This window comes from Arthrobacter sp. R1-13, from assembly GCF_054161475.1.
Window position 1 is genome coordinate 743998 of the sequence record NZ_CP096420.1, and the last position, 26367, is coordinate 770364.

Annotated in this window: 19 protein-coding genes and 2 tRNA genes; 12 read left to right on the plus strand and 9 right to left on the minus strand. The window is 62.7% G+C overall.

Translation table 11 applies throughout. The features are described from left to right. Nucleotides 1–80: 80 nt before the first annotated feature. The 3 genes from M1D88_RS03695 (at nucleotide 81) to M1D88_RS03705 (ending at nucleotide 2821) form a co-directional block, all read left to right on the plus strand. Nucleotides 81–605, plus strand: coding sequence for a PadR family transcriptional regulator (locus M1D88_RS03695; RefSeq protein WP_458113250.1), 525 nt, complete (start codon nucleotides 81–83; stop codon nucleotides 603–605). Further along, entirely contained in the window at nucleotides 602–1408 is an 807-nt protein-coding gene (locus M1D88_RS03700; protein WP_458113251.1) for an alpha/beta fold hydrolase, read from the plus strand. Before M1D88_RS03695 ends, M1D88_RS03700 begins: the two co-directional genes overlap by 4 nt. Before the next feature lie 129 nt (nucleotides 1409–1537). After that, nucleotides 1538–2821, plus strand: coding sequence for a class I SAM-dependent methyltransferase (locus M1D88_RS03705; protein ID WP_458113252.1), 1284 nt, complete (start codon nucleotides 1538–1540; stop codon nucleotides 2819–2821). An 18-nt stretch (nucleotides 2822–2839) separates the two neighbouring features. Here M1D88_RS03705 and M1D88_RS03710 read toward each other — a convergent pair whose 3' ends face one another. Both M1D88_RS03710 and M1D88_RS03715 read right to left on the minus strand, forming a co-directional pair. Further along, on the minus strand, nucleotides 2840–3391 hold the full coding sequence (locus tag M1D88_RS03710) for a hypothetical protein (protein ID WP_458113253.1): 552 nt from the start codon (nucleotides 3389–3391) through the stop codon (nucleotides 2840–2842). A 13-nt stretch (nucleotides 3392–3404) separates the two neighbouring features. Next, nucleotides 3405–4823, minus strand: a complete 1419-nt coding sequence (locus M1D88_RS03715; RefSeq protein ID WP_458113254.1) for a phosphomannomutase/phosphoglucomutase — start codon at nucleotides 4821–4823, stop codon at nucleotides 3405–3407. Nucleotides 4824–4947: 124 nt separating this feature from the next. On the opposite strand from M1D88_RS03715, the gene M1D88_RS03720 reads away from it, so the two are divergent. Next, entirely contained in the window at nucleotides 4948–7167 is a 2220-nt protein-coding gene (locus M1D88_RS03720) for a RecQ family ATP-dependent DNA helicase (RefSeq protein ID WP_458113255.1), read from the plus strand. 3 nt (nucleotides 7168–7170) lie between these two features. Here the strand turns inward: M1D88_RS03720 and M1D88_RS03725 are convergent, their stop codons facing one another. The 3 genes from M1D88_RS03725 to M1D88_RS03735 all read right to left on the minus strand — a co-directional run bounded on the left by M1D88_RS03725 (nucleotide 7171) and on the right by M1D88_RS03735 (nucleotide 11182). After that, the gene (locus tag M1D88_RS03725) at nucleotides 7171–8601 is read right to left on the minus strand and encodes an MFS transporter (RefSeq protein ID WP_458113256.1); all 1431 of its coding nucleotides are present in this window, start codon (nucleotides 8599–8601) and stop codon (nucleotides 7171–7173) included. 86 nt (nucleotides 8602–8687) lie between these two features. Then, nucleotides 8688–8775: transfer RNA gene (locus tag M1D88_RS03730), tRNA-Ser, on the minus strand. Between the two features lie 157 nt (nucleotides 8776–8932). Next, nucleotides 8933–11182, minus strand: a complete 2250-nt coding sequence (locus tag M1D88_RS03735; RefSeq protein WP_458113257.1) for a prolyl oligopeptidase family serine peptidase — start codon at nucleotides 11180–11182, stop codon at nucleotides 8933–8935. 74 nt (nucleotides 11183–11256) lie between these two features. On the opposite strand from M1D88_RS03735, the gene M1D88_RS03740 reads away from it, so the two are divergent. Continuing rightward, nucleotides 11257–13236 (plus strand): FAD/NAD(P)-binding protein, encoded by a 1980-nt coding sequence (locus tag M1D88_RS03740; RefSeq protein ID WP_458113258.1) that lies wholly within the window; start codon nucleotides 11257–11259, stop codon nucleotides 13234–13236. Nucleotides 13237–13338: 102 nt separating this feature from the next. Here M1D88_RS03740 and M1D88_RS03745 read toward each other — a convergent pair whose 3' ends face one another. The 3 genes from M1D88_RS03745 to M1D88_RS03755 form a co-directional block, all read right to left on the minus strand. After that, on the minus strand, nucleotides 13339–17913 hold the full coding sequence (locus M1D88_RS03745) for an ExeM/NucH family extracellular endonuclease (RefSeq protein WP_458113259.1): 4575 nt from the start codon (nucleotides 17911–17913) through the stop codon (nucleotides 13339–13341). Between the two features lie 316 nt (nucleotides 17914–18229). Continuing rightward, the gene (locus M1D88_RS03750; RefSeq protein WP_458113260.1) at nucleotides 18230–19015 is read right to left on the minus strand and encodes a VOC family protein; all 786 of its coding nucleotides are present in this window, start codon (nucleotides 19013–19015) and stop codon (nucleotides 18230–18232) included. 177 nt (nucleotides 19016–19192) lie between these two features. Next, nucleotides 19193–19280, minus strand: a tRNA-Ser gene (locus M1D88_RS03755). 147 nt (nucleotides 19281–19427) lie between these two features. On the opposite strand from M1D88_RS03755, the gene M1D88_RS03760 reads away from it, so the two are divergent. The 7 genes from M1D88_RS03760 (at nucleotide 19428) to M1D88_RS03790 (ending at nucleotide 25964) form a co-directional block, all read left to right on the plus strand. After that, nucleotides 19428–20411, plus strand: a complete 984-nt coding sequence (locus M1D88_RS03760; RefSeq protein ID WP_458113261.1) for an NAD(P)H-quinone oxidoreductase — start codon at nucleotides 19428–19430, stop codon at nucleotides 20409–20411. A 127-nt stretch (nucleotides 20412–20538) separates the two neighbouring features. Beyond that, entirely contained in the window at nucleotides 20539–21183 is a 645-nt protein-coding gene (locus M1D88_RS03765) for a PadR family transcriptional regulator (protein WP_458113262.1), read from the plus strand. 165 nt (nucleotides 21184–21348) lie between these two features. Continuing rightward, nucleotides 21349–23646 (plus strand): carbon starvation CstA family protein, encoded by a 2298-nt coding sequence (locus M1D88_RS03770; protein WP_458113263.1) that lies wholly within the window; start codon nucleotides 21349–21351, stop codon nucleotides 23644–23646. Beyond that, nucleotides 23646–23837, plus strand: a complete 192-nt coding sequence (locus M1D88_RS03775) for a YbdD/YjiX family protein (RefSeq protein ID WP_458113264.1) — start codon at nucleotides 23646–23648, stop codon at nucleotides 23835–23837. Before M1D88_RS03770 ends, M1D88_RS03775 begins: the two co-directional genes overlap by 1 nt. 86 nt (nucleotides 23838–23923) lie before the next feature. Further along, nucleotides 23924–24553 carry a bacterial proteasome activator family protein gene (locus M1D88_RS03780; protein ID WP_458113265.1) on the plus strand — a complete coding sequence of 210 codons (630 nt, stop codon included), beginning with the start codon at nucleotides 23924–23926 and terminating at the stop codon, nucleotides 24551–24553. An 8-nt stretch (nucleotides 24554–24561) separates the two neighbouring features. Then, nucleotides 24562–25017, plus strand: coding sequence for a hypothetical protein (locus M1D88_RS03785; RefSeq protein WP_458113266.1), 456 nt, complete (start codon nucleotides 24562–24564; stop codon nucleotides 25015–25017). Between the two features lie 101 nt (nucleotides 25018–25118). Beyond that, complete coding sequence (locus M1D88_RS03790) at nucleotides 25119–25964, plus strand: aldo/keto reductase (protein WP_458113267.1); 846 nt, start codon at nucleotides 25119–25121, stop codon at nucleotides 25962–25964. 115 nt (nucleotides 25965–26079) lie between these two features. Here the strand turns inward: M1D88_RS03790 and M1D88_RS03795 are convergent, their stop codons facing one another. After that, nucleotides 26080–26331 carry a hypothetical protein gene (locus M1D88_RS03795; RefSeq protein ID WP_458113268.1) on the minus strand — a complete coding sequence of 84 codons (252 nt, stop codon included), beginning with the start codon at nucleotides 26329–26331 and terminating at the stop codon, nucleotides 26080–26082. Nucleotides 26332–26367 lie beyond the last annotated feature (36 nt).

Sequence of the window (26367 nt, forward strand, 5' to 3'; positions counted from 1 at the left end):
GGACAAGTCAGGAGAACGCGTACTGCCCTTCCTAAGCCTAGTAGTTGACAAATCTACTAGTAGATATGTCACCATAAGTTATGACACTTTCCCGCCTGATTCTGGGCTTGCTCAGCCTCGCGCCCATGACGGGCTACGAGCTCAAGAAGCATTTTGACGCGACCGTGAACCACTTCTGGTCCGCCGATAAGGCGCAGATTTACAGGACTCTGACAGCGCTGGTCAAAGATGGGTTCTGCAGCGCGGAAACCGTGCAGCAAGATGGTCTGCCGTCCAAACAGGTGCACAGGATCACTGAGCGTGGGAGGGCGGCGCTCCTTGAGTGGCTCGAAACTGATCCGGCACCTGACGCTGAACGGAATGCCTTCCTTGGGCGGGTGTTTTTCGCCGCCCAGCTCGATGAGAAGCAGTTGCACAATCTGTTTGACCGCCGTCGGGGGGCTGCCCTCAGCTATCTTGCCTCGCTGCAGGAGCAGCTGGATGCAAGCCGTGCCGCTACGCCGGGGGAGGCGCTCTACTTTCAGCTTGCCACCTTGAGGAACGGGATCCGGCACTTGAAAGCAGAACTCGAATGGCTGCAGGACATCGAAAAGGAACTGGTATGAGTGCGCAGGCAGATACTTACCCCGAGGTCCATCCCCGCACAGCAGATGCCGGGGCTCCGACCGGCGGGACCATTGTGTTCCTGCACGGCGGAAACGTCGCCAACTGGATGTGGGACCCGCAGGTAAAAGCACTTCGTGACTACTGGATCCTCACCCCTGACCTGCCTGGTTTTGGAGGCAGGGTGGCAGAGGAATGGACAGATCTGGCAGGGACAGCGGACGCAGTGGCCGCCTTCATCGCCGAGCAGGCAGAACCAGGGCCGGTTCACGTCGTGGGGCTGTCCATGGGGGCCGTCGTCGCTCTCCACCTCATCGCCAGGCACCCCGGAATTGCGTCTTCCGTGCTGGTTAGCGGAGCGGTGATGGCAGAGGTGCGGGGGCCTACGCGATGGCTTGCAGCCTTGCAGTTCGCGTTCTGGGAGAGGGCCTGGTTCTGGCGGGGACAAGCAAAGGCGTTCCGTTTGCCGAAAGATTCCGTGGAGTTGTACGTCCGTCATGGATTGTCGGTCCGGCGTTCCAATGCGGAACGGATGCTCCGGGAGGTGTATGCGGGCGCAGTCCCTGAAGAACTGGGATTCTTCCCTGGCCGTCTGCTGGCCGTGGCAGGGGAGAAGGAGCCGGCAATTGTGTCTGCTTCCTTCGCTGGCTTGGGCTCTCTGCTGCCGCACGCAGTGTTCAGGATCGCGCCGGGAATGCATCATGTCTGGAATGTTGAAAACGAAGAACTGTTCAGTGCGATGGTCCGCCTTTGGGCAGCGGGCGAGGTACACGCGGAGCTACGCCCTGCCCCGCGGTCCCTTTAGACGCTGATTGCGCACGTCGATTGGCACATGATGCGACCGGGCGTGTCTTCGGCCGCGGTCACCTCACGTTGATACCTCTGGGGAGTAGGTTGGAGTTCAGGCCATGGCATGGGGAGAGAGGCAATGCAGATGACGAAAACTACAGGTGTGGCACAACGGCTCGCTCAAGCACTGGCTATTGTCTTGGGAGCCGAGGACATCCCGGTTCGTGTACAGGCGTGGGACGGTTCACAGGCAGGCCCGCCTGAGGCTCCATTGGTAATCTTCCGATCCAGGCGGGCCCTGCGACGGATACTGTGGGCCCCGGGGCAGCTCGGATTGAGCCGCGCCTACGTTTCCGGCGATATCGATGCTCCCGGTGACATCTTTGAGACCTTTGCCGCTTTGAATTCCATCGCGAAGTTTGCCGAGGGTGCCCCTGCCCGCTCATTGACGGCTCGTGAAATCCTGAAGCTGGTCAGGACGGCTTTCCGGCTGGGTGCTCTGGGGCCCAATCCGGCACCGCCCCCGGAAGAAGCGAATGTCGGACGCCACGGCCGCCGGCACTCCAAGAAAAGGGACGCCGCGGCGATTTCCCATCACTACGACGTCGGCAACGACTTCTACGCCATGGTGCTCGGTCCGTCACTGGTCTACTCCTGCGCTGTATGGGAGAACGAGCAGACCGGCCTTGAGGCCGCCCAGGAGGCCAAACTCGATCTTGTCTGCCGCAAGCTGGGCCTGGAACCCGGCATGCGCGTGCTGGACGTGGGTTGCGGCTGGGGCAGCTTCGCCCTCCATGCCGCCGAGCGTTACGGTGTCGACGTCGTCGGGGTCACCCTTTCGGCAGAACAGGCCGCATTGGCCAGCAAGCGGGTGGCTGAAGCCGGGCTGACCGACAGAGTGGAGATCAGGATCCAGGACTACCGCGACGTCAACGATGGCCCGTTTGACGCCATCAGCTCCATTGGAATGTCTGAGCATGTGGGCAGCGAGCAGATGCCACGGTACACGTCCCAGCTGCGCGACCTGTTGCGCCCCGGCGGCCGGCTCCTCAACCACGCCATCTCGTGGAACGCCGGGCCCACGGATCCGGACCCGGACTCCTTCATTCCCCGCTACGTTTTCCCCGATGGCGAGATGCTTAGCTTGGGCGAGATGGTCACGGCCCTTGAGGCGGCCCGCCTGGAGGTGCTGGACGTTGAGGCCCTCCGCCGGCACTACGCGCTCACGCTCCGGGCTTGGGTGCGGAACCTCGAAGATCACTGGGATGAAGCGGTAGAGGCCGGCGGAGCAGGGCGCGCACGGGTTTGGCGGCTGTATATGGCCGCAAGTGCCCTCGGCTTTGAGGACGGCACCACCGGCGTCAACCAGATTCTGGTTCAGAAGGCCGGAGGGGACCAGCCGCCACTGCGAAGGACGGCCTGGATCTAACCCGACTGGCAGCGGTGGCTAGTCCACCCAGACGGTGGGTTCATCTGAGTCGGCTGCGAGCTGTCCGAAAGTCAGCTCGCCCGAGTCGGCCTCCGTCGTGTACGGAAGGACGGCGGAAAAGACAGCCCCGTCCCGGTGCTCCGTTGCCACGTGGATAGCGTCGGTGTCCTCTTCAAGCAAGGTGATGTCGCAAACCACTGCCGCTGCCCGGAAATCGTCCCGGTTCTGCTTGAGCAGCTCCCTCAGGTCGCTGATCATCGAATCGGCATCAAAGTCGGCGTCGGACCCGGCCGGGGAGTCCGACGGCGTGACCGCCACCAGGCGGACCTCGCCGTCGTTCTCCACCACGAGCGCAAAAGGCAGGAACCCGCCGTTCCGTCCGAGTTGTTCCTGGGCGGCGCCGACTCCGGTGCCCAGCAGGTTTTCCAGATCCGTCGCAGTGGCCGGGGCCACCGAGCTGCGCCAGGAGGTTTCCGGGTCGGAGGTTACAGGCTCGGAGGCTTCAGGCCGGGATGTTCCGTGGAACGCGGCGTCGCCGGTTGTACTGGTGTTCGGGGATGCATCAGTCATGGCAAAGGGCGGACTAGCTCCGGACCAGGGCGAGGACGCGGTCGCGCAGGCTTTCCATGGTGGCCCTGTCTACGGCTTCAGCGTTGAGCCGGAGGAACGGCTCAGTGTTTGAAGGGCGGAGGTTGAACCACCAGCTGCCGTCCCTGGCGGTGAAGGTGCTGCCGTCCATGTAGTCGATCTCAACATCTTCGTTCTCGAAGTTGTTGCGGACCCGTTCCACTGCCGCGTTTTTGTCCTCTATCTCGGAGTTGATCTCTCCGGAAGACACGTAAGGCTCGTACTCGCGGCCTAGCTCCGACAACGGACCCTGCTGTTCGCCCAGAGCCGCCAACACGTGCATGGCCGCGAGCATGCCGGTGTCCGCGTTCCAGAAATCGCGGAAATAAAAGTGTGCCGAGTGCTCGCCTCCAAAGACGGCGCCTTCCTCGGCCATGACTGCCTTGATGAAGGAATGGCCCACCCGAGTGCGGACGGCGCGGCCGCCGTCGTGCTCCACGAGTTCGGCCACTGCCTTTGATGTCAGGAGGTTGTGGATGATGGTGGGGGTTTCTTCGCCCAGGGCTTTGGCCCGGGCGATTTCGCGCCGGGCCACCATCCCGGTGATGGCCGACGGCGACACCGGCTCGCCCTTTTCGTCGATGACAAAGCAGCGGTCAGCGTCGCCATCAAAGGCCAGGCCGATATCTGCCCCGTGCTCGACGACGGCGGACTGGAGGTCGCGGAGGTTTTCCGGTTCCAGGGGGTTGGCCGGGTGGTTCGGGAAGGAACCGTCCAGCTCGAAGTAAAGGGGGACGATCTCGAGGGGGAGTTTGGGCAGCAGGGTGTCGCCCAGGACAGCAGGAGTGGTGAGGCCGGCCATGCCGTTGCCTGCGTCCACGACTACCTTGAGCGGGCGTGAACCGGTGAGGTCCACAAGGCTGCGAAGGTATTTGGAGTAGTCCTTGAGAACGTCATGGACGCCGATCTGGCCGCGGCTGGGTGCCGCTGGAATCGTGCCCGCTGCCAGGTACTCCTCAGCGAGTGCCTGGATCTCCTTCAACCCGGTTTCCGAGGAGATGGGAACGGCTCCGGCTTTGGCCATTTTGATGCCGTTATAGGCCGCGGGGTTGTGACTGGCCGTGAATGTGGCCCCTGCCGCATCGAGGGCGCCACACGCGTAGTAGAGCTCGTCGGTGGAGATCAGGTCCAGCAACTGGACATTGGCGCCCCGCGTGGCTGCGCCGTTGGCAAAGGCCTTGCTGAACTCCGGAGAGGATGGCCTCATGTCCCCGCCGACAAGAACCGTCTTGCCTTCAAGGGCCAGGATGTCAACGAAAGCTGCCCCAACGGCTTCGACGATTTCCGCAGTGATGGATTCTCCCACAATGCCACGAACGTCATAGGCCTTGAAGGCCGCCGAGAGGTCAAAAGTCTTTGTCTGGTCGCTAGTCACGCGTTCCATCTTACGTTGAAGCGGGAAACGCCCTGTTCCCCTTTCCGGGGCAGACCTGTCCCGTTATCCACATGGAAGGAGCGCTTTCTTTTGGGCTGTCGGAGGTGGCTGGGATACTGAAGCAATGCTCACCAACCGAGATGCCCCTGCTCTTGAAGACACTGCTCTTCCTTCCGCTCCTGCCGCCGATGCCGGATCTGTATCCTCATCCGCTTCTGCCATCTACGGCGAGGCGCTTGAAGTGTTGCGGGAGCTTGTTGGCCATCCTGGTGCTGACTTCCACGATGGCCAGTTTGAGGCTATCGAGGCACTCGTTGGCAACGGGCGCAGGGCGCTCGTGGTCCAGCGCACCGGTTGGGGGAAAAGCGCCGTGTATTTCGTGGCATCACTCCTGCTCCGCCGTCGCGGTGCCGGGCCCACCCTCATCGTGTCCCCGCTGCTGGCGCTGATGCGGGACCAGGTGGCCGCCGCGGCACGGGCCGGAGTCAGGGCTGTCGCCATCAACTCGGCCAACCAGCTCGAGTGGGATACCGTCCGGGAGCACTTGGCGGCGGATGAGGTGGACGTGCTGCTGGTGTCACCCGAGAGGCTCACGAATCCCTCGTTCCGGGAGAATCAGTTGCCGGAACTGATCCGGCGGACCGGCCTGCTTGTCATTGACGAGGCCCACTGCATTTCGGACTGGGGGCACGATTTCAGGCCCGACTACCGGCGCATCGCAGACCTGATCACCGAACTTCCGACTACTGTTCCGGTTCTGGCGACCACAGCTACCGCCAACTCCAGGGTGGTTCACGATATTGAAGAACAGCTCGGCGCGGATGTACTGACCATTCGTGGCGCCCTGGGCCGGGAGTCCCTGCGGCTGGGGGTACTCAACCTCCCCGATTCCCGCGACAGGCTCGGGTGGCTGCTGACGCATCTTGCGGAGTTACCAGGAAGCGGCATCATTTACACGCTTACCGTCTCCGCTGCGGAGGATACCGCGCGGCTGCTGGCTGAAGCCGGTCACAAGGTCCTGGCCTATTCGGGGCGAACTGACCCCGCGGACCGGGAACGGGCGGAACAGCAGCTTAAGGACAACCAGGTCAAGGCCTTGGTTGCCACCTCCGCGCTGGGCATGGGTTTTGACAAGCCGGATCTGGGCTTCGTTGTGCACCTTGGAGCCCCGTCATCGCCCGTGGCGTACTACCAGCAGGTTGGCCGTGCCGGTCGAGGGGCGGCCAACGCTGACGTACTTCTTCTGCCCGGATCCGAGGACCGGGATATCTGGCAGTACTTTGCCACGGCGTCCATGCCTTCCGAAGAAAAGGCTGCTGCTGTCCTCACTGCCCTGGCGGACGCCGGAAGCGCTGTGTCCACGGTGGCCTTGGAAGCACGCGTGGACCTGCGCCGGACACCGCTGGAGTTGCTGCTGAAAGTTCTGGCCGTGGATGGAGCAGTGGAGCGGGTAGGCGGAGGCTGGCGCGCCACCGGGATGCCCTGGGTTTACGACTCAGAAAGATACGGCCGTATTGCTGAAGCACGGGTGGACGAACAGGACTCCATGGTCATTTACCAGGACACCGCCGGATGCAGGATGGAGTACATCACCTCGGTCCTCGATGATGCGACGGCGAGGGCTTGCGGACGTTGCGACAACTGTGCGGGGCGCTGGTTCCCTACCGACATCAACTCCTCAGCAACTGAGGCTGCGGGGGCCACGCTCAGCCGCGCAGGTGTGGCCTTGGAGGCCCGTCTTCAGTGGCCCACCGGGATGGACCGGCTGGGCGTACAGGTGAAGGGCAAAATCAAAGCGGATGAGAATGTAGCTGAGGGACGTGTTCTTGGAAGGCTCACAGACCTTGGCTGGGGCGGTTCCCTGCGCGAGCTCTTCGCATCCGGCGCCCCTGACCGGGAGATCGACCCGGCCATGCTTCAGGCGTGCGTCCAGGTTCTTCGGGAGTGGGGTGCGGGCAGCGAGCGTGCGCCGGGTTGGAGCGGGGCAGGCAGGCCTGCTGGAATCGTCAGTATTCCCTCCAGGAGCAAGCCGGTCCTGGTGGAGTCACTGGCCCAAGGCATTTCAGGGGTAGGCCGCATTCCGTATCTGGGCCAGCTTCAGCTAGAGCACGGAGGTCCTACCGGCGCCAGGGGAGGGAACAGCGCTTACCGGCTCGCCGGCGTCTGGGATCGCCTGGCTGTGGGACCGGCGCTCGCTGCCGCTTTGGAACCACTCTCCGGCCAAAGCATCATGCTCGTGGACGATCTCACCGACAGCCGCTGGACCGTCACGGTTGCTGCCCGCGCCCTCCGACGAGCAGGCGCCGGAGCAGTTTTGCCCCTGGTGCTGGCGCAGGCAGGCTAGGAGCTAAGGCGCTGCCTTCCGCTCGGGCTGCCGCCCGCGGCTTACTTCGGCGCCAGCGTGGCGTTGCAGGGACAGGCTGTCCAAAGTGCTCAAGAGCATCAGGGCAGCCATCGCCAGGAACGCGCCACGGTACGGTGCAATGGAGTCCCAGCCCAGGGCGCCGGTGCTTTCAAAAATACGCAGGAAGAGGGCACCCAAAGCAATGCCCGAGCCTGCGGCCAGTTGCACCAGGGTCGCGGACACCACGTTGGCTGAGGGCAGTTGCGCCGGGACGATGTCCGCATACTGCACCGAGGCATAGGCCGAGAAGCCAATGGAACGGGCAGCTCCACTGACCACCAGAAGCACAGCAATCAGCGCTTCGGGAGTGCCGGCGTCGAGCATTGAACATAAAACGAAGGTGATGGCCGAGGCAAAGGAGGCAAACACCAGCACAGGCTTGAAGCCGAAACGCCGGATCAGCGGGGTGGTGGCTGGCTTGATGCCGATGTTTCCCGCGAATACGGCGGCCACCATCGCTCCGGCATGCAAAGGGTCCCACCCGAAGGCGTCCTGGAACATCAGGGGAAGCAAAAACGGGATGGCGCTGATGGTGAGCCGGTAGATGAAGCCTCCGGTGGCCGTTGCACGGAATGTCCTGGTGGAGAAAACTCCCAGGTCGAAGAGGGGATGCCCGCTGCGGCGCATCCAGCCGGCAGCAGCGGCGAGGAGCGCCAACCCGAACCCGACGACAGCCCAGGGGAGGACATCGGAGGGATGATGGCCTGCATATTCCAGCCCCACCACTACGGACCCCACGCCCAACGTTGTGAGGGCCAGCCCGGGCCAGTCAAGGCGGCGGTCCCGGTTGCCGGCTCCTTGCGGAATCAGCCGCAGCGCAACCAGGAAGGCGCCAAGCCCCAGGGGAATGTTGATCAGGAAGATCCACTGCCACGACAGGTAGCTGGTCAGCGCCCCGCCGATGACGGGAGCCAACACCGGTGCCAGGAGCCCGGGCCAGACGAGGTAGGCGGTGGCGCGCAGCAGGTCCTGCTTGGGTGTCCCGCGGAGCACCACCAGTGTTCCTACCGGGACCATCATCGCGCCGCCCGCGCCCTGCAGGATCCGGCTCAACGTCAGCATTGTCAGGTCCTGGCTGAGGGCGCAGAGCAGGGAAGCTGCCGTAAAGGTGGCTATGGCGACACAGAATACGTTCCGGGCCCCGAGCCTTTCCGCCAGCCAGCCGCTGATGGGAATCCCCATGGCCACCGTCATGAGGTAGGCGGTCATCGTGATGTTGACGTCGGTTGGTGCAACGCCGAAATCTCTGGCGATACTCGGAATGGCGGTGACCAGCACGGTGCCGTCGAGGAATTCCATAAAGAAGGTGGCCGCCACAAGCAAGGCAAGCCGGGGGCTCCAGGAGGCTGCCGCCACACTGCTGTTGTTTGCCATCCGCTTATCCTCACACGGTCCTTTGGAGGGCTGCGTCAGGTTGTCGCCCTACGCAAAAGGTCCCGGTCGATGACCGGGACCCAACGCGGAGACGGGGGGATTTGAACCCCCGGTGGAGTTGTGCCCCACACTTCATTAGCAGTGAAGCCCATTCGGCCGCTCTGGCACGTCTCCAATTGCTATTACTAGCCCACCAAGGATACGCAGAACGGGCCATTCAGTGCAAAACGGTTCGGGAATGCGGCCCGCAGCATTGGAAGTGCACGCCGGAAAGCTCCTCTGCATCCTTCAGTCCACCCTGCCGACGGACAGCGGCCCGTTCCCGCTTGGATCATCCGGCCCGTCCGGCAAGGGCCCGCCACAGGAAGTGCTGGCTTCGGCTTTGGAGGGCTGCGGCCTGGCGGTTGTCCGATGCACCTGCATGGCCTCCTTCGAGTGCTTCGTGGTACCAGACGTTGGGAATCCCCATGGCCTGCATGCGGGCCGCCATCTTCCGCGCCTGGACCGGGCCGACACGGTCATCTGAGGTTGCCGTCCAGATGAATGTTTCCGGATAGTCCACGCCGTCCCTGAGGAGGTGGTACGGCGAAAAGGTCCTGATGAAATGCCAGTCCTCAGGGTTGTCGGGGTCGCCGTACTCGGCAATCCAGGAGTGGCCAGCGGACAGCTTCGTGTAGCGCCGCATATCAAGGAGGGGCACACCGCAGGACACGGCGCCAAACAATTCCGGGTACTGCGTGAGCATGTTGCCCACCAGCAGCCCACCATTGGAACCGCCCACGCAGCCCAGGCGTTCGCGTGACGTTACGCCCCGGGAAACCAGATGCCTTGCCACCGCGGCGAAGTCTTCATAGGCGCGGTGCCTCTTCTCCTTCAGCGCAGCCCGGTGCCACGAAGGGCCGTATTCCCCTCCGCCGCGGATGTTCGCCACCACGAAAACTCCGCCACGGGAGTGGCCGGCTGCACCGTCTGAACCCTTACCACCCTTAGAACCGCCACTGTCAGAGCCTGCGGTGCCAACAGTGCGACGCTCCAGCCAGGCCCGTCCGATGGCTCCGCTGTAGGCGGGGGTCCGGGAAATCTCGAAGCCGCCGTAACCGGAAAGCTGGGTGGGGTTCTGCCCATCGAGGACCAGGTCCCTGGATGCCACCTGGAAGTACGGCACCCTGGTGCCGTCCTCGGATACCGCAAAGTGCTGCTGGACCTCGTAGGCCGAGTCGTCAAAGAACGACGGCGAGGACCTGATCACTTCATGGGTGCTGCCCACCGTATTGCCCTCGCGCTTCAACGTTCCGCGGGTCAGGGTGCTGGGGGTGGTGAACCCGGTTGCGACGAGCCAGAAGTCGTCCGCGGAGACCTGGTCCTCATCCTCATCGTCCACGGCGTAGGCCGTGACGTCATGGAGGGGCGGGCAGGCGTCCAGTGCGGAGGAACCCCAGGCTGAACCGCTTTCCTCGGCCGGCCGTGACGGATCAAGGACGCGGATCTCGGAGGAAACGTCCCGGAGCAGATTCAGCAGGAGGAAGTTGCGGGTCCAGCTCCACGATTGAAGAGACGTGCTTGAGTCAGGAGCGAACAGGACCACCAGTTCCCGTCCGCCTGACAGGTAATTCTCAAAGTCCGCGGCCAGCAGTGATCCGGCAGGATACGTGGTGCCGTTGACTGTCCAGTCGCCCTGCGGCCTGAAGAGCAACCATTCACGGTGGAGGCTGAGGTTGACGTCAGTGGGAACGTCGATCCGCAGCCAGGAGCCATCGCGGAGTACTGATGTCTGCCGGTTGAAGAAATCGATCCAGTCAACGGCGAAAGTGCGCTCGAACCCCGGTGTGGAGTCGTGGGAGATGAGCGCCATCATGTGGTCCTCGGGGATCTCAAAGAGCCGCTCAGCGGAGGCCAGCGAGCCGCCCCGCCGCAGGATCACACCCGTTCGGGCGTAGGATGATGCCGTTTTCGGCAGTTCTTCCGCGGTGGAGGCCACCAGGAGCGTGTCCGCGTCCAGCCAGGAGACATTGCCCTTTGCCGTAGGCAGGTCGAAGCCGCCATCAGCGGCGTCAACAAAGGTGCGGTTGACGACGTCGAACTCCCGGTACCGGTTGGCGTCGCCACCGTCGGGGGAGAGGGCGAGGAGCACCAGCCGGTGCTGTTCGCCTGCAGGCGGCCTCAGGAAGTCAGCTCCATGGAAGACCCATTCCTCTCCTTCGTCGGCAGCCAGCGCATCAACGTCAAGGAGAACGTCCCACTCGGGGGACCCGCTGCGGTAGCTGTCCCAAGACGTGCGCCGCCACAGGCCTTTGGGGTTCTTGCCGTCCTTCCAGAAGTTGTAGTACCAACTTCCATGCTTGCCCACCATGGGGATCTTGTCCGTGGAATCAAGGACTTCGAGGACCCGCTCCTCCAGTTCGGCATAGTCGGAGTCCTCAAGCAGATCCTCAGTGCGGGCGTTCTGTTCGCGGACCCAGGCCAGTTGCTCCTCGCCGTAAATCTTCTCCAGCCAGATGTTCTCGTCGATGGGCTCGGGGGCTGTCGCCGGAGCCGAGGTGTGGCCGGACGTGGGCTGTTGGTCAGCTTCGGTGGTGGTCATGGGCCCATCCAAGCAACATCGGTACACCGCTAGCAAGTCAAGCAGGCACGCCACATGCGGATACGCTGGATGCCGTGGGCATATCTCAAAGGATCCGGGCGGCACTGATAGGCGCCGGACCCAGGGGTACCAGCGTGTTGGAACGCCTGCTGGCCAACTGGGCAGCCCGCCCTGCCTCCGAAAAGGGCCATCCCGATGCTGGAAGCCTCCACATTGACGTTGTGGACCCCTATCCCGCCGGACCAGGCCATGTGTGGCAGTCAGGTCAATCCAGGCTCTATCTCATGAACACCCAGTCCTTTTACCCAACGCTGATCCCCGAGGACCCGCAGCTGGCCCCTCCTTTGGCGGGCGGCACTTTTGATCGGTGGCGCCAGGACCAGCAGCAGCAGCCCCTGCCATCGCTGACTGCCGAGGAACGGGCCGAGCTCTCCACCCTCGCAGCCGGAGATTTTCCGAGCCGTGCCCTGTACGGCCGGTACCTGAGCACCACGCTGGAGGAATTGCTCGGCCGTCTTCCCGACGGCGTCACCATCCAGTTCCACAAAACCTCAGCCGTTTCGGTTCGGCATACCGGCAACGGAACGTTCGACGTCGGGCTCGACGACGGCGGCTCCCTCGCCGTTCAGTCAGTGGTCCTGGCCCTGGGGCACCTGGAGGCAAGGCTCAACGCGGAGCAGCGCGCCCTGCAGGCAGGCGCCCGCCAGTTCGGTCTGCTCTACCTCCCTCCGGCGGCACCAGCGGATGTGGACTGGTCCGTTGTCCCGGCGGGCGAACCCGTGCTGGTCCGCGGGATGGGTCTGAACTTCTTTGACGTGATGGGCCAACTCACCGAGGGACGCGGCGGGAAGTACGTGGATGCCGTGAGTCAGGGCGCTCCCGGTTCTTCCGGGCGCTACGCACTGGAGTACCTGCCCTCGGGCCAAGAGCCAAAGATCATCGCAGCCTCCCGCCGGGGGACGCCGTACCGCGCCAAGGCAGCCTTGGCGGGCTATTATCCCCATGCCGTGAGCCTCCGATACCTGACAGACGCAGCCTTGGCCAGGTTTGCCTCAGCCGGCATTGTCCCCTCGTTCGACCATGACTTGTGGCCGCTGCTGCACCGCGATGCCCTCTGGGCCTACTACACAACGCTGGTCAGGACGAGCCCCGTTGCCGTGAACGAACCGGCTCTGTTCCTGGAGGCGCTTGAGGAGGTTCTGCGTCCCCACGCGCACAGCACCGTCAAATGGGAAAACGAAGTGGACCGGGTGGTCGCGGCGCATGTGGTGCCTTCCGGCAGACTTGACCTTCTAGGGCTGGCCGCCCCGCTGGCCGGAAGGTCCTTCGCATCCCGCAGTGACCTCGACGCCGCCGTCGTGGACTATCTGGAGGACGACGCCCGCCGCTCAGCCCTCGGTGAAGACGATCCCGTCAAAATGACCATTGGCGCCCTGCATCACGGGCGGGCGGTGCTGAAATCGGCAGTGGCCGACGGCGGCATCACCGATGAGTCCTGGGTCGGCGGCCTGCGCGGCTGGTTCGAGTCGTTCGTCGAAGGGCTGGCCAGCGGTCCGCCTGCCATTCGCTCGGAGCAGCTGGCTGCTCTCGCCCGTGCCGGAGTGGTCAGTTTTGTGGGCCCCGATCCCAAGTTCTACCTCGACAGGACGTCCCGGCAGTTCTCGGCCGCTTCCCCCTGGGTCAGGACCGGCAGCGTCAAGGCCAGCACTCTCCTTGAAGCGCTGGCCCCGGCGAACAGGGTGGCCCGAAACAAGTCCACGCTGCTGGAACAGCTGTTGGCCGACGGGCTCGTCAGGCCGCGGCTCATGATGACAGCGGAGGGTACTCCGGTGGAAACCTCCGGATTGGATGTGCAGCCGCATCCCTACCGGGCTGTGGCCGCGAACGGCTCTGTTACAAACGGCCTCTATGTTCTTGGCCTGCAGTTATCGGCGGCGCAATGGGGCACCGCGATTGCAGCCGAAGCCAGGCAGCAACATGGACCGGTCTACCCGAGCGGGCAACGGACCCTGCGGGACGCCGACGAGATCGCCCGCGCCATCCTGGGACTCTGACTTTCTGCCTGACTGAGGCTTCCCTCCTTCCTGATGCCGTCAGGGCAAGGCAAAGGGGGCATGCCTCCCGTTATCGGAAGGCATGCCCCTGCTTCTGATAGATCAGCCCTTCAGGCACTTCCGGTACTCAATGAGAGCGAAGGCGTACCTGATCCAGCCGCGGACGTCGTACCACTTGGCGGGCGGAACCGGTGCGGTGCAGACAGGAGGAACGGGTCCGCTGGACGCCACACGGACATCGGTCTTGATCACTGTCCCGGATTCCGCAGCGGTGAGGACAAGCGTTGCCGTTCCTACCGCGGCACCGGCCGGTACCTTGACGTCCACAGTGGCGGCGCCGCCGGAGACGCCGATGCTGCCAAGCTCGGTGGACACACCGGAAGCGTCAACAAAGACGGCCTTCAGGGAAGTGTTCACCGGACTGCCGAGTGAGGCGAGATCCAGCTTGGAGACAGCCAGCGAGATAGGCTCGCCCGCTTTGACGTCAGTGGCCGTCGTGTTCACTACGGCCACGCTGCGCCGCGCGAAATCGGGGGATACGGGATTGTGTTCCTGCAGGTACTTGATCCACGCATCCCTGTCCACGAGTCCCGAGTCCTTGGTGTTGGCTCCTTCCTTGAAGACCCGGAAGTTATCCCCTCCTGTGGCGAGGAAGCTGAACGTCCCGATCCGGTAGGCCTTCGCCGGATCAACTGGGACCCCGCCCACGCGGATGGAGGTGATGCGGTCTCCGGCGGGCCGGGCGGCGTCGAACGTGTAGTTGACGTTCTTGGAAAGCCCCAGTTGCTGGTAGGCGCGGCTGGGCACCGTGCCGTCGGGATTCGTCTGCCACTGCTGCTCCAGCAGCGTCTTGAACTGCGCACCGGTCAGGGACGTCGTCCATAGATTGTTCACGAACGGCAGTACGGCGTTGGCCTCGGCATAGGTGATGGTTCCGTCAGGTGCGAAGTACAACTCGTTCCGCAAACCGCCGGGATTCACGACGCCGATCTCCGCGCCGCCGAGTTCCGCCGTTCCCAGGCTGGCAGCGAGGGAATCGGCCACGAGGTTACCCAATGTGGATTCGCTGGCGCGGTCATCACGCTTAGCAGGACCGCCGGCGGGATCAGGGCTGAACGCCGTGGTGATATCCGCGGTGACCTTGCCGACCGGCTGGTTACCGATTACCGCGGCGTCAGCGATGGCCTTGTCCACGATGGTCTTCACTGCTGCCACGCGCGGGTATTTGGCGACAATGTCCGCCGCCGTTTCAGTGGCAGTGGGCACGAACCGTTTGACGTTGCCGGCTTTGTACCCGGTCACGGCCATGGTGGCTGTATCTACCGTGAGCTGGATCTGGCCGACGTTCTCGCCGTAGTTGCCGGTCTGGACGATGGGGCGTGTCTTGCCCTCGACGCCGGGAACAGGCGCGTCCCAGGAGTACTCCTTGTGCGTGTGCCCGTTGAAAATGGCATCCACTTCTGCGGATGTTTGGTTGACGAGCCGTGCGAAGGGGCCGCCTGCTGCGACTTCCTCCTCCAGAGTGGCGCCTTCGGGTGCTCCCGAGCCGGCGCCGTCGTGGTTTTCGACGATGATGATGTCGGCAAGGTCTTCAGCGGTAATGCGGGCGGCGACGCGGTTGATTGCGTCGACGGGATCACCGAACTCCAGTTCGGTGATCCCACCGGGAGTGACCAGCGACGGAACCTCCTGCGTGACGGTTCCAATCACAGCAACCCTGACGCTGTTCATGTCCAGCACCGTGTACTCCGGCAGCGCCGGCTCGGTGGTGCCCTTCTTGTACACATTCGCCCCAAGGTGCGCGAACCTGGCGTTGGCACCCCCGGCAATGACTCGGTCCCGGAGATCGGCGAAACCGCCGTCGAACTCATGGTTTCCCACTGCCGAGGCCTTCAGGTCGAGGGCATTGAGGACATCGATGGTGGGCTGGTCTTTGGCGACAGCCGAGGCGAACAGTGAGGCACCGATGTTGTCGCCCGCCGAGATGAAGGCGGTGGGACCCGGTGCAGCGGCACGCAGTTTCTCGATGGTCCCGGCAAACAGGACCGTGTTGCTGTCGATCCTGCCATGGAAATCGTTGATGCCCAGGAAGTTCAGCTCTGCGGTCGCGGGAGTTTCGGTAGTCAGGTCCAGGCCCACCACCACGGGATCGTGATCGCTGGCACGGAACTGATCGGGAGCGTAGTAGTTGGTCACGTTGTTGTTGTACCTGCTGTACTCCAGAGCCACTGACTCCACAGAGTTGATGTTCCAGATGTCAGCGCCGGTAACAACCGCATTGGCGGCGGGGGAGGCTAGCACGTGGTCAAGGGAACCCACCAGTCCGCCAAAGAGGTAGGAGTGTTTGGCTGAGCCGTCCGTGTTGCGGGCCTTTTCGTCTTGGTTTACATACCCGGCCGCCCGGAAAACGTTGAGCGGATCCTCCTGTGCGTAGGCGTTGAAATCTCCCATCAGGAAGACCTTGTCAGTGCCCTGCGAGCGCTGGAGCTCGTTGGAGAATGCCAGAAGGGATTTGGCTTGTTCTGTACGTGCGAGGTTGGCGTTGCCCTGACCCTTGTCCGTGTCCGAGGGATCTGCCGGGGGAGGTGAGCCCTTGGACTTGAAGTGGTTGGCGATGGCGATGAATTTCTTGTCATCAGCCGCGCCTGCCGGTTTGAACGCCTGCGCCAGCGGCTTGCGGGCGCTCGCGAAAGCAACGGTGTCGTTGTGGATGATGGATTCGCCTACTGGGAGGGCGGTGGCCTTCTTATAGATGAAAGCAGTCCTGATCATGTCCTCGTCAGCCAGCGGCGGAGCATTGGCCGGGCTGCGGACGTAATCCCACACCCCTGGCGTTTCGACGTTGAGGGCCTCAACAAGCTTGGCAAGGGCGTCATCCCTGTCCTTGCCGAACTGGGCGGAGTTCTCCACCTCCATAAGAGAAACGACGTCGGCGCCGGCTTTGCTGATGGCGGCGACGATCTTGTCCTGCTGGCGCTTAAGGTTCTCAGCGTTGGCCGCCCCGCGGACGTTGCAGCCGTCCTTGACCGTGATCGGGTTTCCGTTGCGGTCGGTGTAGAAATTGCAGCCGGCCACCTGGTCGCCGGTTGTGGGGAAGTAGTTCAGCACATTGAAGGAGGCAATCTTCAGGTTTCCTCCGACGGCCGCGGGAGCGTCTGTCCGGGTGCCACCGAAGGTTGCGGGCTGGGCAGTGGCAGCGTTACCGGCGGTCAATGCTGTCAGCGGCTGGAGCTTCCACGCGTTGTTGGCATAGCCGAGCACCACGTTGGTGGTGAACGTGACGGGGGCTCCGACCCGCACAGGATCAGTGGCAGTGAGGTACGGCAGGACCTGTCCTTTGGTGGCCGCATCCTTGAGGAAATTTGTGGTGGCGCCGTCATCGAGCTTGATGCCGCGCGCAGCGTTGGCGGCGACGGCGGCGTTGTACTCAGCGGATCCGTAAGGGGCCACTGCGGTTGGCTGGACCAGCGGGGCAGTGCCGCCCGCCAGGCCGATCTCGCCGTACTGGTTCAGTGAGTAGTTGTCAGTGACGGTGACTGGACCTTGCGGAGCGAGAAGCATGCCCTCGAGGGATTCCCGGAAGGTTTCCTCTGCGGGAAGGCTGAACCCGGTGGCTTTCACCTCGGCGGCAGGTTCAGTCAGTTTGCGCACCTGGCCCACGTCAGACGCCGTGAGCTGCGTCATTCCGAAGAACTCGCTGACTGCGCCGGTCACCTCCACGAAGTCGCCGATCTGGACTGACCCCACCGCTGAGGGCGAGTAGACAAAAACAGCGTCCGACGCCGGGTGGTTGGCCTGAGTGAGGTCTCCACCCGTTCCCGCCGTCTGGAGGTAGAAACCGGCGATGCCGCCGGTAGGGAAGGCGGCTGTGACTTTGCCACTGGTGGTAACAGTGCTGCCGGCAAGAGGGCTGGCGGGGCCTGTGCCTTGAATTTCGGCGATTGATTTCACCATGGGCGCCGGGGTGGGACCGGGATCTACAGGGCCAGGATCTCCTGGACCCGGATTTCCTGTTCCGCCGGCGGCCGTGGGGGTGATCGAGGCACTCAGGGTGAAGTCGGCTGAATTGCTGTTGCTGTCCGCCCCGCCGGTACGGTTGAGGCTTTTAACGTCTGTGTTTCCGCCAGGGGCTGTGGCTGCCTGGGTTTCGAAGGTGTTGGTGGTCCCATATCCCAGCAGGTCAGCGATGTTCGCCGCTTCAACCACTGAACCCGTAGGCAACGGGTTTATGGCGGTTGTCTGCCTGGCCAGGACGATTGTTCCGGTGGTTCCCGCCGGGTTGAAGCCAGTGGCCACAACATCTGCGGTGGGCAGTTCGGCTGCCGTTGATGTGGCGCTGTTGGTGGCGCCCTTGATCAGGTAGTGGCCCTTGGCGGGGATGCTGCCGCTAAGGGGAGCCACATTGTTGGGCAGTCCTGTACCTCCGCCCGCCCTGTATTGGAGTGACCAGCCGTCCAGTGGCACTGCGACGTCGGAGCCGTTGTAAAGCTCAACGAATTTGTTCTTATAGGCCGCCCCTGCGCTTCCGCCGCTGAGGTAGGCCTCGTTGATGATTACTGGTGAACTGCCTGCGGCTGGTGAGACCTCTGCCGCAACGGCCGGAACAGCTGCCAGCGGGGCGATGAGCCCCGCCGCCAGTGCTGTACCCAGCGCGATTTTCCAAGGTGTACGGTGCATTCGCTCTGACTCTCGTTAGGTGGCCCTGGGTGAGGGACCTCATTGAAGGCATCCGGGTTGTACCAACGGACACCGGGACCGGCCTGTACTCCTGGTCAAGTAGTTTCCGGCACATCAAAACAGCGTTAAATGAACGCAGGATGACCTGGGCGTGCATTCGATGAAACGTCCCCCAGCGAAACGTTTCACCCCTGACATGCCAAAAGAATACCGGCCAGTAGCTTCGAGGGAAGCTCCCGGCCGGTATTTTTACAGCAAATTGTTGAAAGGCCTCCAAGGTGCGGAACTAGGCGCCCCGGAGGCCTCCTTGGCTGCTTTAGGCGCCCTGGTCCACAGCCTCAATGATCTTGAAGGTGGCGCCCGTAGGATCGGCGAGGGTAGCTACCCGGCCGAACGGGCTGTCCTGGGCCGGCTCCAGAACGGAGGCCCCCATGGAAACCGCCTTCTCGACGGCGGCATCGGTGTCCTCAACCCCGAAATACACCTGCCAGTGGGACGGAATCTGCTCAGGCAGGAACAGTGAAGCGTCGATGATTCCTGCCCGGGCTCCATCCCCGGCTCCAAGGGTTATGTATTTGAAATCCGGAGCGTCACTCATGACCTCCGTCTCCCAGGCAAAAACGTCCTGGTAGAACCTGATCGCGGCGGGGTAGTCCTTCGCATGGAGTTCGTGCCAGACCGGGGCGCCGGGTTCGGCCGCAATCTGGAACCCCTTGTGCTCACGGCGCTGCCACACACCGAAGGCAGCACCCGCCGGGTCCCCGAAGAATGCCATTTGTCCCTGCTCGGGCACATCCATGGGCTCCATGAACACCTGACCGCCGTGTTCAGCGACGGCGGTGGCGGTCGCCGCGACGTCCTCCGCGGCGAGGTAGGTGGACCACGCGTCGGGCATGCCGGCCTGGTCTTCCTGTTTGGGCATAATGCCGGCTACTGCCTTGCCGTTCTTGGCGGCCGAAACGTAGCCGCCGTACATCTCCTGGTCGCCGGTCTCAAAAGTCCAGCCGAAGAGTTCGCCATAGAAGGACTTCGCTTTTTCCGCATCCGAGGTCATGAGGTCGATCCAGCAGGGATCACCTGGGTGGATGTCAGGAGTGGGCATGATTGCTCCTAGATAGTCAGTGTTGAGTGCATCAACAGCGATGGGCCACCACCGCATGGTTGTTGGGGCAGCGGGCGACAGGACAGACACTATGCCGAGGCACCGACCGTTTCAATGGCTCTTAAGCGAAAAGTGCCCCAGGTTCTGATGAAATTCAGAACCTGGGGCACTTGTTCGCGGAAGGTAAGAGATTCGAACTCTTGGTACGGGGTTACCGCACACTAGTTTTCAAGACTAGCTCCTTCGGCCGCTCGGACAACCTTCCAGTAACAGTAGTGTTTCATAGGCAGTTGGCTGCGACAAAAACAGTGTTGCTGAAACACTTCCGGCAAGCCTTTCGGTGACAATGGAAAAAGTGCAGCCGGAACCAGGGTCCGGGCGCAGGAATCAGCTAGGTAACGGGGAGTTTTCAATGAAGGCCGTCTACATCTCGCAGCCCGGAGGGCCTGAAGCCCTGGAAATCCGGAACGTCCCCGCACCGGTTCCCGGTCCCGGTGAGGTGCTTATCGACGTCGTCGCCGCAGGCCTTAACAGGGCGGATGTCCAGCAGCGGAAGGGTTATTACCCGCCTCCGGCGGGTGCCTCGGAAATTCCCGGGCTGGAGGTATCAGGACGGATCGCCGGCTTTGGGCCCGACGTTGCCAAGCCGTTCAGCATGGGGGACAAAGTAGTGGCGCTGCTCGCAGGCGGGGGATACGCCGAGCAGGTGGCCGTGCCCGCCGGGCAGGTCCTGAGGGTCCCCGACGGCGTAGACCTGGTCACTGCAGCCGCGCTGCCCGAGGTAGCGGCTACTGTCTACTCCAACCTCATGATGACGGCGCAACTGCAGCCCGGCGAGACTGTGCTGATCCATGGTGCCACCGGCGGCATCGGAACCATGGCCGTCCAGTTGGCGAAGGCCTTCGGGGCCAAAGTTGCCACAACTGCCGGAACGGCGGAGAAGGTCAGCACCGCAACAGCATTCCTCGGCGCCGATATCGCCATCAACTATGCCGAGGAAGATTTTGGTGCGAGCCTCCGTGCACAAAACGGCGGGCGGGGCGCGGATGTGATTCTCGACGTCGTCGGGGCCAAATACCTGAAGCAGAACGTCGACGCGCTCGCTGACTATGGACGCTTGATCGTGATTGGCCTTCAGGGCGGGACCAAAGGGGAGTTGGACCTCGGGAAACTCCTGGGCAAACGGGCAGCGATCGTCGGGACCGCCTTGCGTCCGCGGCCATCGGAGGAAAAAGCCGTCATCATGAACGCCGTCCGAGAGTCAGTCTGGCCCTTGCTCTCCGATGGCAGAATCAAGGTTCTGGTAGCCAAAACTTTCCCGTTGGACCAGGTGCGCGCCGCCCACGAGTACTTCGACTCGGGTGAACACATGGGCAAAGTCCTGCTCGTCATCTAAATCCGAGATTTGCGGCGTGGGTTTTTGTCCTGGGGTTCCACAACGCTAGGGTTGTTCCATACGCGGTATGCACGCGTCTAGCTTGGGGGCGCGTGCGTACCGGTGTCCGGCTATCAGCGGGAGCCGAATGTCCGTTCGTCACAGTCTTCTGGCCCTGCTCCAGGACCAGGCGCGCTACGGCTACCAGTTACGGGTGGAATTCCAGGACCGGACCGGGGCCACCTGGCCCCTGAATATCGGCCAGGTCTACACCACGCTTGACCGTTTGGAGCGTGACGGTCTCGTGAAGAAAGACGGCGACGACGGCGCCGGCCACGTCATCTACAGCATCACCGAGGCGGGCCGGACACAGGTTCAGAGCTGGTTCGCCGCGCCGGTGGAGCGGGACAGTCCGCCACGAAACGAACTCGCCATCAAACTCGCCCTGGCGGTTACCCTGCCGGGAGTAGATGTGAGTGCCATCATTCAGGTTCAACGGACAGCTTCAATGGCTGCGCTCCAGGAGTACACCAGAGCCCGCAGGGACACAGCGGCGAACCAGCGCACCGTGGATACCGCCTCGCTGCTTGTGCTGGACTCGCTGATTTTCCAGACAGAGGCGGAGGTCCGGTGGCTTGACCTCTGCGAAGCCCGCATGATCCAGCTCTCGCAGAACTCCAATGGGAGCGCCGGAAACACGAGCCCGGGCAGCCTCAGCCAAGCCAGCCCAAGCCAAGCCGGCCTAAGCCAAGCCAACGGTGGGCCTCCTTCGATTGCCAGGCCTGCCCCGTGAGCTGGCGTCAACCCCAGGGCGGCTCGGTTGTCATGCAATTTGACCCTTTGTAATGATGTTCCGACGAGCGGTGACGTCAAGTACTGTGAGCACTGCGTCGGGGGATGTGGGGCTCCGCCCGGCGAAAACGAGCACAACGCTCTACCGGGTTCTCAAGGAGGAGACGTGGGAAAAACGTACGAAGAAGAATCGCCGAACACATTGTCGGAGGATCTTTTGGAAGGCGATCCGGCCCTTCCCGCTACCGCGGTGAATGAGGCCAAGGAAGCTGAAGACGCTAAATGGACCCCGGCCAAGATCGGGCTGTGGGTAGCAATTGCACTTTTAGGCGGCGTGGCGTGGTTCATGCTCGCCATTGTCCGGGGCGAAACGGTAAACGCCATCTGGTTTGTCTTTGCCTCGGTCTGCACGTACTTGATCGGATACCGCTTTTACTCGAAGGTGATCGAACGCTACATCACCAAGCCGAATGACCGCCGCGCCACACCAGCTGAATACAAGGCGGACGGAAAAGACTATGTCCGCACTGACCGCAACGTCCTGTTCGGACATCACTTTGCTGCCATCGCAGGCGCCGGTCCCCTCGTCGGACCTGTCATCGCGGCTCAGATGGGATACCTTCCGGGCACCATCTGGATCATCATCGGCGTCGTTCTTGCCGGTGCCGTCCAGGATTACCTTGTCCTGTTCTTTTCCATGCGCCGCGGTGGCCGTTCTTTGGGGCAGATGGCCCGCGAAGAACTTGGCCTGATCGGCGGCACTGCCGCCCTCGTGGCCACGCTGCTCATTATGGTGATCATCGTCGCCATCCTGGCGCTCGTCGTCGTGAACGCCCTCGGCGAAAGCCCCTGGGGCGTTTTCTCGGTGGGCATGACCATCCCGATTGCGCTCTTTATGGGGGTGTACCTGCGCTTCATCCGTCCGGGCAAGGTCCTGGAAGTATCGATCATCGGATTCGTGTTGTTGATGGCTGCAATCATTGGCGGCGGTGCTGTGGCTGGCACAGAGTGGGGTGCCGCCTTCTTCCACCTGGATAAGGTCACTATCGCCTGGGGCCTCATTGTCTACGGCTTCATTGCTGCGATCCTGCCCGTTTGGTTGCTCCTGGCGCCGCGTGACTACCTCTCCACGTTTATGAAGATCGGCGTGATTGTGATGCTGGCCCTGGCCATCATTGTGGTCCGCCCGGAAATTACCGTCCCGGCCTTCAGCGAGTTCGCCAGCCGGGACAACGGCCCGGTATTTTCCGGCGCGTTGTTCCCGTTCCTGTTCGTCACTATCGCCTGTGGGGCGCTCTCGGGGTTCCATGCCCTCATCGCTTCCGGTACCACCCCCAAGCTCATCGAAAAGGAGCGCCAGACCCGGCTCATTGGCTACGGCGGGATGCTGATGGAGTCGTTCGTGGCCATCATGGCCCTCGTTGCCGCCATTTCCATCGACCGCGGCCTGTACTTTGCCATGAACTCTCCGGCCGCCCTGACGGGGGGAACCATAGAAACTGCAGCGGCCTGGGTCAACAGCCTGGGCTTGTCCGGCGTCAACCTCACACCGGACTTCCTGGCGCAGACAGCGGCAAACGTCGGCGAAGAAAGCATCGTTTCCCGGACAGGCGGGGCTCCGACGCTGGCCGTGGGCCTTGCGCACATCATGCAGCAGTTCATCGGCGGCACTTCGATGATGGCGTTCTGGTACCACTTTGCCATCATGTTCGAGGCGCTCTTCATTCTCACAGCGGTCGACGCCGGCACGCGTGTTGCGCGGTTCATGCTTCAGGATTCCATCGGAAACTTTGTCCCCAAATTCAAGGAAGCGTCCTGGCGTCCCGGGGCCTGGCTTTGCACAGCCGTCATGGTCGGAGCGTGGGGCGCTGTTCTGCTGATGGGTGTCACCGATCCGCTCGGCGGCATCAATACACTTTTCCCGCTGTTCGGAATCGCCAACCAGCTGCTGGCCGCCATTGCACTGGCGGTGTGCATGGCCATTGCTGCCAAGCGCGGGTCCTTCAAGTACATCTGGATTGTGGCGGCGCCGCTTGCGTTTGCTGCCGTTGTCACCATTACGGCGAGCTTCCACAAGATCTTCTCTCCGGTCCCCGCTGTGGGCTACTTCGCGAATAACGCCGCATTCTCCAAGGCACTCGACGAGGGCAAGACCTCCTTCGGTACGGCCAAGACGGTGACAGCGATGGAAGCCGTTGTGCGAAACACCACCGTGCAGGGCTGGCTGTCGGTGATTTTCGTGACGCTGAGCATCATCGTCATCATCACCGCGGTGCGGGCTACTGTGAAGGCCTTCAGGAACGCAGCCTCGGGCATCCCCAACAAGGATCACGAGGACCAGGCGAGCGCATCCCGGGTCTACGCACCCGCTGGCCTGATTCCAACCCCTTCAGAACGTGCGCTGATGGCGGAATGGAACAAGCTTCCTGCGGATAAGCGGCTTGAGAGATCCGGACATCACTGATGAACGGAGTGAAGGCAGGGTTCCGCGGCTTTGCCCAGTATCTTGGCGCCCTGGTCGGTGCCGACGCGTACCGGAAATACCTGGAGCACCACGAGGCATCCGGGCATGACGGCCCGCCACTGAGCGAGCGGGAGTTCTGGCGCGACAGGACCGACCGTCAGGACAACAATCCGCAAGGACGATGCTGTTGAAGTAAACGGTGAGGGATGAACGGCCCCGTCGTTCATCCCTCACCGGACAGGCGTAACGTATCCGCCGGTCATGAGAGTATGAACCCATGAGCGATCCCGCAGACACTCAGTCAGTAGAAGAGACCCCTGTGGAGGGGACACCCATCGATGACGGCAGTCAGCCCTCTGTGGAGGTAGCGGCGGCCGGGCCGGATTCCAAACCGAGGAACGCCGTCCAGGATCTGGTGGATGAGCCCGCCAAGGTCATGCGGATAGGCACCATGATCAAACAGCTCCTGGATGAGGTGAAGTCGGCTCCCCTGGACGACGCCGCACGCGGCAGGCTCGCTGCAATCCATGAGCGCTCCATCAAGGAACTCGAGGACGGGCTAGCCCCGGAACTCGTTGAGGAATTACAGCGGATCAACCTTCCGTTCTCCGATGATGCGACTCCCTCGGACGCCGAGCTTCGTATTGCCCAGGCGCAGCTGGTCGGCTGGCTCGAAGGGCTTTTCCACGGGATCCAAACCGCCATTGCCGCCCAGCACGCTGCCCGTGAACATTCCATGGCCCAGATGCAATTGCGCCAGCTGCCGCCGGGTACTGTCATCGCCCCGGGGGTTGTCATAGGCGAAAATGGCCAGCCCCAACGTGCACCCGCGGCCCGTCCCGGGCAGGGCGCTCCCGTCCCCGGCAGGCCGGAGGACCCGGACCACGGTCCTGGCCAGTACCTTTAGGGCATCGCTTGGGCTTTTTCACCTCCGCACGGCAAGGGCGGAAAGACGACGCTGAACTCGGCAAGGGTCTCTGGCGTCGCGCCCATGACCGCTTCCACCGTGGCCTGGATCGCTACCACCAGGTCCTGGAAGGCGTGGAAGACCCGCAGCTCTACGAGGAGCTCGTGGACATTGCCAATGAACTTGCTGCGCTCTCTCCGCGCGTCCGGCTGGTCTGCGTCGAGGCCCAGCGTCGCTCACCCAGCGACGGCCTCGATATTCCGGGTGCCCTTGCGGGTGTGCACCGTTCACTGTCCAAGGCCGGCAACTCGCTGGCCACCACAGCGGAGGCTGCCGCTATGCTGCGCCTCGCTGTCGGTCCAGTGCCCGTCGGAGCGGCTTCCGTACGACGGCGGGCGGAAGCAGTGTTCGAGCAGATTGCCGACGCCGAGCAGCGTTTGGCAGATTCCTTGCCGGAGTCATAACTCAGCGTTAGCCCGGACGGTGCTTATTCCCGGTTACGCGGGTAGCTGATCCGGGCGCGTGCGCTGGCCGGACCGCCGGCTTTATTGGCACGATGAAATGCATGACTACTTCACCCGTACTGACCTTTCATGACGGCAATACCATTCCCCAGCTCGGCTACGGGGTCTGGCAGGTTGAGGACGATGTAGCTGAGAAGGTAGTGGTCCAGGCGTTTGAAGCCGGCTTCCGCCACATTGATACCGCGAAGATTTACGGCAACGAGGCTGGTGTGGGCAGGGCCATTGAGCGTTCCGGTCTCGCGCCTGAGGACATTTTCGTCACCACCAAGCTGTGGAACTCCGATCAGGGCTATGAATCAACATTGACGGCCTTTGAGGACTCGCTGGAACGCCTGGGCCTGGAGTCCCTGGATCTGTATCTGATCCACTGGGAGCAGCCCAAGCAGGATAAGTATGTGGACACGTGGAAGGCGCTCATCGAACTCCAGAAGCGCGGGCGGGTTAAGTCCATTGGCGTCTCCAACTTCACCAAAGAGGGGCTGCAGCGAGTGATCGATGAGACCGGCGTTGTGCCCGCAATCAATCAGATCGAGCTTCACCCGTTCTTCAACCAGGCCGAGCTGCGCGCCTTTAATAACTCCCTGGGCGTCCTGACCCAGGCATGGTCTCCGCTGGGCCAGGGCGGGGAGCTTCTGGAGCACCCGGTAATCACCGCGATTGCCGACAAGCACAATGCCAGCCCCGCTCAGGTTGTCATCGCCTGGCATTTGGCACTTGGGAACGTTGTTATTCCGAAGTCCGTCACCGAATCCCGTATCCAGGAGAATTATGCTGCCCTGGATGTGATCCTTGATGCTGAAGATATCCAGGCCATCAACGCCTTGGACAAGACGGCTGAAGGCGGTGGACGGATCGGCCCGGATCCGGCAGTTTCCGACTTCGCCTAGATTTCAGAGCTGGGTCTTGCAGTGATCTGGGGCCATCTGACTTGAGAGGGTCCCGTGCCTGGGTGCACGGGACCCTTTTCATGCCGCGATGTTCAAGATGGCATAAGCAATATTCTTATGCCGCGATCCGGTTCTGCTGCAGCGGGACTGGATCGACAATTGCCCAATCGTCCTCCTCGCAGATCATCCGGGCCGCGAAGCGCTCGGCGCTGGCGGCGTCGTCGAAAATTTCAGTGCTGACGCGTCCGTGCTGGGAATTGTAGAAAGTGACATGGAACTCCTGCCCGCCCGCGGCGTCGCCAGCGTTTGCGGCAGCCAGCGGTTCCGCGCCGTTGACTTCAATGCTGTTGATCTGTTTCCTGTTCATGAATCCAGTGTGAAGCGGGGCTCCGACAATTTAGAG